We start from the raw sequence: 11,832 nt of genomic DNA, 5'->3' as shown, positions 1-11,832 counted from the left end.
AAGTTTCTCTAAAATATTAAGTCAAATAGATACTCATTTTAATCAAATATTATTAACTATCATAAAACACTAACCCCTTATTATAGCTACTTAAAATTGCGGCTTTTTATATAGTTAAAAATTTTTATGCATCCATTAATATTATTTTTAAAATGATAAAACATTTAAAATGTTTTTCTATTCCCCATATATAGAATTTGAGCTTAGGCATTGTAATGGATAAAATTTTATCAATCTACTCTTAAGTTAAATGTCTTATAGTGTTTTTATAAATTAAATTAATTGAAAAACCTTTAAATCATCATTAAACCAATAATGATTAATTTTTCCTTCATTTGAAATGATATTAAAACTATTCGGAACATGGTAATGTAAACGGCTAGAAGTTGCTGTTCCTGCATGAATATCATAAATAGGATGATCAATCTTTAATTGATAAATTTGCGTTAAATCATATACAGCAGTTTTATGTAAGTGCCCATGCAACATTCCAAATAGCCCTGTTGTACTCCATTTTTCAAGTGCCATTTTTCCTAATACAGGGCAATCCTTAATACCATGCTCATCATCAGGTCGAGTATAAAAAGGTTGATGAAAAACAACTAATTTGATTTTATTTTTTGGTGCTCGTTGTAATCGCTCATAAGTCATCTGAATTTGTTCAATCGAAATATGTCCACGAGTATGATAGCGGCGACGTATACTATTCACTCCGACAATATAAAAATGCTCAGTTTCTAAAGTTGGTTCAAGCTGACCAAAAAAATATTGATAGCGAGTAAACGGTGAAAAAAAACGGTTCCAGATATGGTACAACGGAATATCATGATTACCAGGCACAACAAGGTAAGGAATGTTAAGACTATCTAAAAACTGACGGCATTTATAAAACTGTTGATATCGGGCACGTTGAGTAATATCTCCACTTACAACAATGACTTCAGGTCTATGTTGAATGCAAAAAAGTCGGATTGCATCTAAACATGCCTCAATTTCTGTTCCAAAATGCAGATCAGACAGATGTAACAACATTTGGCACCATAATATTTAAAGCATTTTTTTCTACAGTGAAATTTAAAGGGGGTTTCATCTCTATTATTTCACCATCTAAAGCAACTGTGAGTTTCGATTTTTTTGCACATTCAACCACAACGTGATCTGCACAAAAACTATAAACATCTTGTGCTTCTTCTACTTTGCCTTGAATCCACTGCCACAACATGTTTAATATACTAAGCCTATCACTTTTTGTAATGACCACTCCAGCGACCCGTCCTTGTGCAGCACAATCGGCAATCCTTAATTTCATATCACACAATTGCAATTGGTTATTACCAAAGAAAATTAAAGGTGTTTTAACTGGATATTTCTTCCCATCAACTGTGACAGATAGTTTCATGGATTTATTTTCTCTTAATAAGACATCCAGAGCTGAGGTATAGGCATGTAAAGGTAAACGTCCTAAGTACTTATTATAAAGCTCACGTTTTTTTATAAATAATGGATACAACCCTAGGCTCGCATTATTCAAATAAACATGATCATTAATAGTCGCAATATGTACAGAACGAGATGTACCTGTAGCGATAACTTCAGCAGCTTCTAACAAATCTAACGGTATATCTAAAACTTTAGCGACATAATTAAAGGTTCCCAAAGGTAAAATTCCCATAGGAATATGAGTATGTCTAAGCTTTGACGCTACTGCATTTAAGGTTCCATCCCCCCCCGCTGCAACGACAACGCCTGAATTTGTATTTTGACTATGCCGATGGATCACTTGACTCATCAAATCATCAAAGGAAACATCTTCTGCCAATTCAAAAACTTGTATTTCGAAACCAAATTCGGTGAATAAAGTCATTAACTGCTCATACATATCTTCATGTTTTGACGCATGAAAACCCGATTTTTGGTTATAAATGATAGAGAGAGGTTTTAAAGTCCGCATTTTTATTATCTTAGAGGGATTCATCACAAATATTGTATATAAAAACGTCTAATAAAAGTCCCTTTATGTAAATTTTGAATGAACATCATCTATATAATCAATAATAATTCTCAAGAAAAAAATTTAATTCAAATTATTGATTTTTAAAGAAATAAATATGATAAATAACATACATACAACATAAAAATATGACCAATAAGATATTGTAAAAAACTATAAGTTAATGATTTAAATAATAAAAATTTTAAAAATCAAAATATCTATTTCTTAGTCTTTAGTCTTATTTTTTTTATGATTTTGTGCTTTAATACAGCCACTTTTTTATTTGATCTTTCATTGTACCTCTCAATGAATGACTTGTACGTTGTACATATTTTGAATAGGCCTCACCATGACCACAGTGAACGCACCAGAATTCGTTCGTCATCCTAAGCTTATCGCATGGGTTGAAGAAATTGCAAACTTAACCAAACCAGCAAAAATCGAATGGTGTGACGGAAGCGAAGAAGAGTATCAACGTCTAATCGACTTGATGATCGCTAACGGCACCATGCAGAAATTAAACCAAGAAAAACATCCTGGTTCTTATCTTGCAAATTCTGACCCATCTGACGTTGCACGTGTTGAAGACCGTACTTACATCTGCTCTCAAAATAAAGAAGATGCTGGTGCGACAAACAACTGGGAAAACCCAGCTGTTATGCGTGAAAAATTAAATGGTTTATTTGAAGGCTCAATGGAAGGCCGTACAATGTACGTTGTTCCTTTCTCTATGGGTCCTTTAGGTAGCCATATTGCTCATATCGGTATTGAGTTAACTGACTCTCCTTATGTTGCTGTTAGCATGCGTAAAATGGCTCGTATGGGTAAAGCAGTTTATGACGTATTAGGTACAGACGGTGAGTTTGTTCCTTGTGTACATACAGTAGGTGCTCCACTTGCTGAAGGTCAACAAGATGTTGCTTGGCCATGTAACCCTGAAAAATACATCGTTCATTATCCAGAAACTCGTGAAATCTGGTCTTTCGGTTCTGGTTACGGCGGTAACGCATTACTGGGCAAAAAATGTTTAGCTCTTCGTATCGCTTCTGTCATGGGACGCGAACAAGGTTGGTTAGCTGAACACATGCTTATTCTTGGTGTAACTAACCCTCAAGGTGAAAAACACTACATCGCTGCTGCATTCCCGTCTGCATGTGGTAAAACGAACTTTGCAATGTTAATTCCGCCAGCAGGCTATGAAGGTTGGAAAATCGAAACTGTAGGTGACGATATTGCATGGATCAAACCAGGTGAAGATGGTCGTTTATATGCGATTAACCCTGAAGCTGGTTTCTTCGGTGTAGCTCCTGGTACAAATACCAAGACTAACCCTAACTGTATGGCAACTCTTCACAAAGATGTTATCTATACAAACGTAGCGGTTACTGAAGATGGTCAAGTATGGTGGGAAGGTCTTTCTAAAGAAGTTCCAACAAACTTAACAAACTGGAAAGGTCAACCTCACGTAAATGGTGAAAAAGCAGCGCATCCAAATGCTCGCTTCACTGTTGCAGCTGGTCAATGTCCTTCTATCGATGCTGACTGGGAAAATCCAGCAGGTGTTCCAATTTCTGCATTTATCTTTGGCGGTCGCCGTGCAGATACGGTTCCTTTAGTTTCTGAAGCTTTCGACTGGGTTGACGGTGTATATAAAGCTGCAACTATGGGTTCTGAAACTACTGCTGCTGCTGTTGGTCAACAAGGTATCGTTCGTCGTGACCCATTCGCGATGCTTCCATTTGCTGGCTACAATATGGCTGACTACTTCGATCACTGGTTAAACATTGGTCAAGAAGTACGTACAAAAGCTGAAGCTGCCGGTAATAAATTACCAAAAATCTTCAACGTAAACTGGTTCCGTCGTGATGCTGAAGGCAACTTCGTATGGCCTGGTTTCGGTCAAAACATGCGTGTTCTTGAGTGGATCATTGACCGTTGTGAAGGTCGTGCAAATGCTGTTGAAACACCAATTGGTCTTGTTCCAACATATGACGACTTGAACTGGCAAGGTACTGAATTCTCTAAAGAAGAGTTTGACCTCATCACAGCTCAAAATAAAGATCAGTGGATTACTGAAATTGAAAGCCACACTGATTTATTTAATAAATTAGGTGATCGCTTACCTAAAGCATTAAAAGAACGTCAAGCAGCTTTACTTGAAGCTGTAAAAACTGGCTTCTAATTGCTAAATATAAAAAAGGTCGCTATGTGCGGCCTTTTTTATTATGCGGCGTCATCTTTTTGTCGACGCTCAGATAAATAAGCTTCTAATACTTTTACTTGTTTTTCATTAAATGCTAGACCGAGTTTAGTTCTACGCCACAATATATCCTCAGCAGTACTCGCCCATTCATATTCACATAAATATTTAACTTCACATTCAAATAGATCATGTCCAAAATTTTGGCCCCATTGCTCTAATGCATTTCGCTCTTGAAGCATATTCCACACTCTTGTGCCATATGCATGCGCCCAACGGTTGGCAAGTGACTCAGAAACTCCGCTTATACGTGACTGAATCTGATGCGTTAAATCATCTAAGGTTGTCCAATTTTCGGCTCCCGGTAATGGCTCATTTGCAGTCCACTCCTCTGCCATATTATTAAAAAACGGGGATAGATCTTCTAAAGCAGCCTCTGCCAGTTTCCGATAAGTCGTGATCTTGCCGCCAAATACAGATAACAAAGGTGTTTTTTCATGTTCACTCTGCAACGCCAGAGTATAGTCACGGGTAATTGCAGATGGATTATCTGACTCATCATCACATAACGCACGTACACCCGAATACTGACTTACAATATCAGCCCGAGTTAACTGCTTTTTAAAATGTGAATTTGTCACTGTTAAGAGGTAATCTATTTCTACATCGGTAATATCTACCTTTTGTGGATCACCTGTATATTCCTGATCTGTCGTACCAATCAACGTATATTTTTCTAAATATGGAATTGCAAAAACGATGCGTCGGTCTTCATTTTGCATAATAAAGGCTTTATGACAATCATATAGTTTTGATACAACAATATGACTTCCTTGGATCAATCGGATTTGATAAGGCGATCTTAAATTTAGATTTTCACTAATAACTTTCTCGACCCAAGGTCCTGCCGCATTCACTAAAGCTCTTGCACGGATCTGATAAAACTCAGCCCCACTTTGTAATTCCAAATGCCACAGTTCTTGCTCTTTATAAGCCTTAACACATCGTGTTCGTGTCACGACTTTAGCACCCTGCTCTTTGGCCTGTAGTGCATTTAACACTACAAGACGTGCATCATCTACAGTACAGTCAGAATATTCAAAACCACGCGTGATAGCTGGTTTTAAAGGGCTATCTTCTTTGAAGTAAATAAGATTCGAACCTAATAATTTTTCTCGTTTCCCCAAGTGATCATAAAAAAACAGTCCTGCACGAATTAACCATGCAGGGCGTAAATGTGGTCGATGAGGCATAATAAAACGCATGGGTTTAATAATATGTGGAGCTTTAGCCAATAGCACTTCACGCTCTGCTAGAGCTTCTCTAACCAATCTAAATTCTTTATGTTCTAAATAGCGCAGACCACCATGGATTAATTTACTACTAGCAGATGAGGTGTGGCTAGCTAAATCATCTTTTTCACATAAAAATACGGACAGTCCACGGCCTGCTGCATCATTAGCAATACCGACGCCATTAATACCGCCACCAATTACGGCAAGATCATATATTTTTGAATAATCATTAGGCTGTACTGTCATTTCTCATTTTCTTTTTATTGTTGATCTTATAAAAATTAAACCATCAAATTGAGGAAACAACAATCAAAAAAGTAGAATAATCAATTTTAAATAACCAAGTATTTAATCGTTAATTGATTACCCCACTATTGAATTCAACCAGCTAAAGAACAGATCAATCCTCAGCCCAACTTTGACTACGCTTCACTGCCTTGAGCCATCCTTTATAAATCAGCTCGGATTGCTCAGAAGACATTTTCGGTTCAAATACTTTTTCTATGGCAGATTTATTCCTTAACTCGTGAAGGTCTTGCCAGAAACCCGTCGCCAATCCAGCTAGGAAAGCCGCCCCCAAAGCAGTGGTTTCTTTCATTATGGGACGTTCTACTGGTGTCGCTAAAATATCGGCCTGAAATTGCATCAAGAAATTATTTTCAGTTACTCCACCATCAACTCGAAGTGTACGAAGCTCTTCTTCTGCATCTTGCTGCATAGCATCTAAAACATCCCGAGTTTGAAAAGCAATTGACTCGAGAGTTGCACGAATAATATGTTCAATACTGGCACCACGTGTCAGACCAAAAATTGCTCCACGCGCAGTTGGGTCCCAATACGGTGCACCTAATCCTGTAAACGCAGGAACGACATATACACCATTGCTGTCTTTTACACGTGTTGCATAAAACTCAGAGTCTTTAGCATTCTTAATGACCTTTAACTCATCGCGTAACCACTGTACGCAAGAACCACCATTAAATACGGCGCCTTCTAAAGCATAATTCACTTCACCACTGGCACCACATGCAATAGTAGTCAGTAACCCATGCTCTGAACGGACAATCTTCTTACCCGTGTTCATTAATAAAAAACAGCCCGTACCGTAGGTATTTTTTGCTTGGCCTGACTCAACACACATTTGACCAAACAGTGCGGCCTGTTGATCACCTGCAATTCCTGCAATTGGAATACCTACTTCTTGCCCACTGATGGTATGTGTATATCCATAAACCTCAGATGAGCTACGAACTTCGGGTAGCATTGCTCTAGGAATATCTAAAGCTTGTAAAAGTTTTTCATCCCATTCAAGCTTTTCTATATCAAAAAGCATGGTTCGTGAAGCATTGGTAAAATCAGTAACATGAACTGCACCATTGGTGAGTTTCCAAATTAACCAAGTGTCCACTGTACCGAACAACAGCTCTCCTCGCTCAGCGCGTTCACGACTTCCTTCAACATGGTCTAAAATCCATTTAATTTTTGTGGCTGAAAAATACGGATCAATCACTAAACCTGTGGTTTTTCGGATGTATTCTTGCCATCCTGCTTTATGCAATTGATTGCATATTTCAGTCGTCTGTCTACTTTGCCAAACAATCGCATTGTAAATAGGCTTGCCTGTTTTTTTATCCCAGACAATTGTGGTTTCCCGCTGATTTGTAATGCCAATTGCTGCAACTTGTTCACTCTTAATACCTGCTTGAGCTAGAGCTTCTACCCAAACAGCACTTTGCGTTGCCCAAATTTCCATAGGATCATGCTCGACCCAACCTGGCTGCGGATAAATCTGAGTAAATTCTCTTTGAGCAATACTTACAACGTTAGCATCATGATCTAAAACGATTGCTCTTGAGCTTGTAGTTCCCTGATCGAAAGCCACAATATATTTTTTCGGGCAACTTGACATCTGAATGTCCCTTCATTATCCACACACATCTAGTTCACAATGCCAAAACATTATGTCTAACTGTATTTATTCAAAATTTTCTTTGGAATATATCACTATTTTTAAGGTATACAGGAATTCTTCGCCTAAACATCACTCATTCTTTATCAGTTTTTTACTACTTGGGAAAAATAATATGCGAAATATGAGAATTAGATGATGAAAATATATTGATCGGCTAATTTGAAATCACATAAATATTCAACTTATTCCTTTGCTTAAATAATAAATATTGTTTTACAGACATAAAAAAAATAAAGTGAAATACTCCTCTAGAAAATATGTAGAAACGGAATAAATCTTTTCTTTTAGCATTCAACCCAAGCGAAACATGGAGCGACTCATGGTTGATCAACCTTCTACCGCAACAACTCCACAACCTCATTTAGATACAAAAACACGCCTAAAATCAATTTTGGGTGGTTCTGCGGGTAACCTTGTCGAATGGTACGACTGGTATGTATATGCCGCATTCACGCTCTATTTTGCTCATGCATTTTTCCCAAAAGGTAGCCAAACTGCTCAGCTCCTTCAAGCAGCCGCAATTTTTGCCGTAGGCTTTCTCATGCGCCCGATCGGTGCATGGATTATGGGAATCTATTCAGACCGTAAAGGGCGTAAAGCAGGCCTTACACTATCCGTCACATTAATGTGCGTAGGTTCGCTGCTTATTGCCGTGACACCAAGTTATGAAAGTATTGGTGTATTTGCCCCTCTTCTTTTAGTAGTCGCTCGTTTAATCCAAGGCTTAAGTGTAGGCGGCGAATATGGTGCTAGTGCTACCTATTTAAGTGAAATGGCGGAAAGAAACCGTCGAGGTTTTTTCTCTAGCTTCCAATATGTAACATTGATTGCCGGACAGCTCACAGCTCTATGTGTTCTATTAATCTTACAAATGGTACTAACCGAAGAACAACTTCATGATTGGGGATGGCGTATTCCATTCTTTATCGGGGCTTTACTTGCTATTGTAGTTTTCCGTATTCGACGCGGCCTATTAGAAACCCAATCTTTTAAAAATGCTCAAACTGAAACAGACCAGCCCAAATCGGGCATGTTTGCTTTATTTAAACATTATCCGAAAGAAGCGTTCACAGTATTGTTTTTAACAGCTGGCGGGACTTTAGCTTTCTATACTTACACAACTTATCTGCAAAAGTATTTAGTGAATACTTCTGGATTTACTAAACCTGAAGCTACCCAAATTACAACTTTAGCGCTATTTATTTTTATGTGTCTACAGCCGGTAGCGGGTGCTTTATCTGATCGTATTGGTCGTAAGCCACTCATGATCGCTTTTGGTGTAACTGGGGTTCTATTTACTTATATTCTATTTAATACCCTTGCAACGACAGACAACTATTGGACTGCTTTCTGGTTATGTTTAGCAGGTTTGGTCATGGTAACCGGCTATACATCAATTAATGCCGTAGTTAAAGCTGAACTCTTCCCCGCTCATATCCGAGCTTTAGGGGTAGCTTTACCTTATGCAATTGCTAATACATTATTCGGCGGTACAGCAGAGTTCTTTGCTTTAAGTTTTAAAGAAGCTGGACATGAATCTTGGTACTTTATTTATGTCAGTATCATGATCTTCATTTCTCTCATTATTTATATTTTCATGAAAGACACCAAGCATCATTCGAAAATTAAAGAACATTAACAATTTTCTCATAAGGGCTAATATCGTTCGCCGATGTTAGCTCAAACATGCGATTAAGCCCCAACAACCTCTGTATTTTATGAGATACTAGCTATAAGAAAATAAGGACGATACTGATGAATAGAAGTATTTTATGCTTGGCATTAAGTAGTATGTTTGTTTTAACTGCTTGTCAGACTACCCCTCGACAATATAATGGTTCAACTGGATACCAGATTGAAAACAAAACAGAAACTTCAGCGACTTTAGCTTACACTTTAGCTGGTCGTAATAACCAGCAAATCGATGAACGTAAATTACAACGCGCTTGTCAAAATGTGCTAGGCGCTCAGAAAGTTTATAAATTATCAGTTTTGAGTATTAACGAAATTCCTAATCCAGCAAAAGATGAGCATTATGGAATTCAACTCGGTGAAACTCGTGCTTCTTTTGGTTTATCGAATACACCTAGTTTAAATAATGGTGAAGACTATGCAACTCGCCAAGCGCTTGAAGCACGTCCAAGCACACTAAAAGTTGTTCGTTATACTTGTTCATAAAATAAAAAAGACGCTGTTCTTTTTACAGCGTCTTATAAAAACTCACATTTCTAAATTCTTTAGCTTCATCCAGATCAGGCCATGTAGAAGCACTTCTTTCATCAATCTTTTGATATTTCGGGTGACTAAAGTTTTTAACACGGCTATCAGCCACCCAGACTTCTGGCGCAAACTTTAAAAATTCATCTAAGAAGAACCGATTACATTGGTCATATAAAACATCAGCTGCCAATAAAACATCGACTTGCTCAGCCTTATATAAATCATCTAAATATTCTAGCTCAACATCATTCAACAAAGCGTTTTCGCGGCAAGCATTTAAACTAACCTGATCAATATCACAGCATATTACTCGTTTTGCTCCTGCCATTTTTGCAGCAATTGCGACTACACCGGAACCCGCTCCAAAATCCAAAACGACTTTATCTTTAACATGATGTGGCTCTGCAAGTAACCACTGAGCCATCGCCAAACCTGAAGCCCAACAGAAGATCCAATATGGCGTATCATTCCAAATACGGCGAATAACTTCATCATCTAAGCGATCAGTTGGAAAAACAGGTGGAATCAACCATAAAGAAATAGGTGTTTCTGGTAACTGTTGTACCATCAATTCACAATTGGGAATAACTTCATTGAGTGCTTGAAGTAAATGTTCAGGGGCTTTGGTCAATTGAAAAGTGCAGCTCATCAGATTTCTTTTAATTCATTTTTATAACAAGCATAACAGAGTCATTCCATTATGATTTGAATTTTTACCTTAACCTTCGGTTGGACCTACTTTTCTTTCGGGAAAAGTAGGCAAAACCATTGTCATCCGCAAAACTCGGCAGATACTCTCTAGAATCGAAAGCATCGCAGAAACATTAAATTTTTAACGTATTTCTGCCTCAAACAATTGCGGATGACGGTTACGCATATCAAATAACAGCCTAGCGTTAATTAAATTAACCTAAAGCTTTTTCAGCAGCTTCTACAGTTTGACGAATCAAAGTAGTAATTGTCATTGGACCAACACCACCTGGTACTGGTGTGTAAGCAGAAGCAATTTCTTCAATACCTTGTAGTTGGATATCACCAACACCACCGCCATCACGCGGATGGAAACCAGCATCAACAACCACTGCACCTTGTTTAATCCAGTCTTTTTGGATCAGTTCAGCTTTACCCACTGCACCCACAATAATGTCAGCTTGTTTTACCAGCTCAGGTAAATTTTGTGTACGTGAATGGCAAATCGTTACTGTTGCATTGGCTTGCAATAACATCATTGCCATTGGTTTACCTAAAATTGCTGAACGACCAACCACAACTGCATGTTTACCAGCAATTTCGATATTATTTTCTTTTAAAATGGTCATAATGCCGGCAGGAGTCGCCGAACCATATGCAGCTTCACCCATAGCCATACGGCCAAAGCCAAGACACGTTACGCCATCAACATCTTTAGCTAATGAGATTGCATCGAAACATGCGCGCTCATCAATTTGTGCAGGAACTGGATGTTGTAAAAGAATACCGTGCACATCTGGATTAGCATTAAGTTTTTCAATTTCTGCTAATAATTGTTCTGTTGTCGTTTCTTGTGGTAATTCAATTTTTAAAGAATCCATGCCAACTCGACGGCAAGCATTTCCTTTCATGCGTACATAAGTTGCAGATGCGCCATCATCCCCAACCAAAATAGTCGCCAAAATTGGGGTACGACCTGTTTTAGCTTTTAAAGCTTCAACACGTACTGACAAATTTTCTTCAATTTGCTTTGCTAATGCACGACCGTCTAAAACCAATGCCACAGCACATCTCCAAGGTAGACATGAATTTAATGTGCCAATAATACATGATTATTTGGGCAAATTTATTCTAGATGTTGCTTTTATGTTCATCTTATCTCAAAACAGTATTGTTTTTTTTCTAAAGGTTGCTAATATGTGCATCACCAAATGTAGGCGGGGTGGCAGAGTGGTCATGCAGCGGACTGCAACTCCGTGGACGCCGGTTCGATTCCGACCTCCGCCTCCAAATTTGGTAAAGCCCGGGTGGTGAAATAGGTAGACACAGGGGATTTAAAATCCCCCGCCCACAAAGCGTGCCGGTTCGAGTCCGGCCCCGGGCACCACTTTCTAGTATAGAAATTGGTGCAATAAAGAATCCAGCGTAAGCTGGTTTTTTTATGCCTAAAAAAAGGGATATT

Annotated in this window: 9 protein-coding genes and 2 tRNA genes; 5 read left to right on the top strand and 6 right to left on the bottom strand. The window is 38.2% G+C overall.

Going from position 1 to position 11,832, the window contains the following annotated elements; translation table 11 throughout:
• Positions 1–273 precede the first annotated feature (273 nt).
• A complete protein-coding gene (locus tag F931_RS04180; RefSeq protein ID WP_016140193.1) occupies positions 274–1,032 on the bottom strand; it encodes a metallophosphoesterase family protein in 759 nt (252 codons plus the stop codon).
• On the bottom strand, positions 1,013–1,951 hold the full coding sequence (locus tag F931_RS04175) for a diacylglycerol/lipid kinase family protein (RefSeq protein ID WP_016140192.1): 939 nt from the start codon (positions 1,949–1,951) through the stop codon (positions 1,013–1,015). Before F931_RS04175 ends, F931_RS04180 begins: the two co-directional genes overlap by 20 nt.
• A gap of 391 nt (positions 1,952–2,342) precedes the next feature.
• On the opposite strand from F931_RS04175, the gene pckG reads away from it, so the two are divergent.
• On the top strand, positions 2,343–4,175 hold the full coding sequence (pckG, locus tag F931_RS04170; RefSeq protein WP_016140191.1) for a phosphoenolpyruvate carboxykinase (GTP): 1,833 nt from the start codon (positions 2,343–2,345) through the stop codon (positions 4,173–4,175).
• Positions 4,176–4,216: 41 nt separating this feature from the next.
• Here the strand turns inward: pckG and glpD are convergent, their stop codons facing one another.
• Both glpD and glpK read right to left on the bottom strand, forming a co-directional pair.
• On the bottom strand, positions 4,217–5,734 hold the full coding sequence (gene glpD, locus F931_RS04165; RefSeq protein WP_016140190.1) for a glycerol-3-phosphate dehydrogenase: 1,518 nt from the start codon (positions 5,732–5,734) through the stop codon (positions 4,217–4,219).
• A gap of 154 nt (positions 5,735–5,888) precedes the next feature.
• Positions 5,889–7,397, bottom strand: coding sequence for a glycerol kinase GlpK (glpK, locus tag F931_RS04160; RefSeq protein WP_016140189.1), 1,509 nt, complete (start codon positions 7,395–7,397; stop codon positions 5,889–5,891).
• A 370-nt stretch (positions 7,398–7,767) separates the two neighbouring features.
• Here glpK and kgtP point away from each other — a divergent pair, with 370 nt between their 5' ends.
• Positions 7,768–9,099, top strand: coding sequence for an MFS transporter (kgtP, locus tag F931_RS04155; protein WP_080649424.1), 1,332 nt, complete (start codon positions 7,768–7,770; stop codon positions 9,097–9,099).
• Positions 9,100–9,215: 116 nt separating this feature from the next.
• Complete coding sequence (locus F931_RS04150; protein WP_016140187.1) at positions 9,216–9,638, top strand: hypothetical protein; 423 nt, start codon at positions 9,216–9,218, stop codon at positions 9,636–9,638.
• Between the two features lie 22 nt (positions 9,639–9,660).
• Here F931_RS04150 and F931_RS04145 read toward each other — a convergent pair whose 3' ends face one another.
• Together F931_RS04145 and folD are read right to left on the bottom strand one after the other, a co-directional pair.
• The gene (locus F931_RS04145; protein WP_025470246.1) at positions 9,661–10,329 is read right to left on the bottom strand and encodes a class I SAM-dependent methyltransferase; all 669 of its coding nucleotides are present in this window, start codon (positions 10,327–10,329) and stop codon (positions 9,661–9,663) included.
• A gap of 256 nt (positions 10,330–10,585) precedes the next feature.
• The gene (gene folD / locus F931_RS04140) at positions 10,586–11,434 is read right to left on the bottom strand and encodes a bifunctional methylenetetrahydrofolate dehydrogenase/methenyltetrahydrofolate cyclohydrolase FolD (RefSeq protein ID WP_016140185.1); all 849 of its coding nucleotides are present in this window, start codon (positions 11,432–11,434) and stop codon (positions 10,586–10,588) included.
• A 152-nt stretch (positions 11,435–11,586) separates the two neighbouring features.
• On the opposite strand from folD, the gene F931_RS04135 reads away from it, so the two are divergent.
• A tRNA-Cys gene (locus F931_RS04135) sits at positions 11,587–11,660 on the top strand.
• 11 nt (positions 11,661–11,671) lie between these two features.
• Positions 11,672–11,757, top strand: a tRNA-Leu gene (locus F931_RS04130).
• The last annotated feature ends 75 nt before the right edge of the window (positions 11,758–11,832 follow it).

Source organism: Acinetobacter pittii ANC 4050 (assembly GCF_000399685.1).
Taxonomy (GTDB): Bacteria; Pseudomonadota; Gammaproteobacteria; order Pseudomonadales; family Moraxellaceae; genus Acinetobacter; species Acinetobacter pittii_E.
The sequence above is the reverse complement of the archived record's forward strand: the minus strand, read 5'-3'. Positions and strand labels throughout refer to the sequence as shown.

Coding starts and splice junctions, on each gene's coding strand:
- F931_RS04180 (WP_016140193.1), bottom strand. CDS start 1,032: ATGTTGTTACATCTGTCTGATCTGCATTTTGGAACAGAAATTGAGGCA.
- F931_RS04175 (WP_016140192.1), bottom strand. CDS start 1,951: ATGCGGACTTTAAAACCTCTCTCTATCATTTATAACCAAAAATCGGGT.
- pckG (WP_016140191.1), top strand. CDS start 2,343: ATGACCACAGTGAACGCACCAGAATTCGTTCGTCATCCTAAGCTTATC.
- glpD (WP_016140190.1), bottom strand. CDS start 5,734: ATGACAGTACAGCCTAATGATTATTCAAAAATATATGATCTTGCCGTA.
- glpK (WP_016140189.1), bottom strand. CDS start 7,397: ATGTCAAGTTGCCCGAAAAAATATATTGTGGCTTTCGATCAGGGAACT.
- kgtP (WP_080649424.1), top strand. CDS start 7,768: ATGGAGCGACTCATGGTTGATCAACCTTCTACCGCAACAACTCCACAA.
- F931_RS04150 (WP_016140187.1), top strand. CDS start 9,216: ATGAATAGAAGTATTTTATGCTTGGCATTAAGTAGTATGTTTGTTTTA.
- F931_RS04145 (WP_025470246.1), bottom strand. CDS start 10,329: ATGAGCTGCACTTTTCAATTGACCAAAGCCCCTGAACATTTACTTCAA.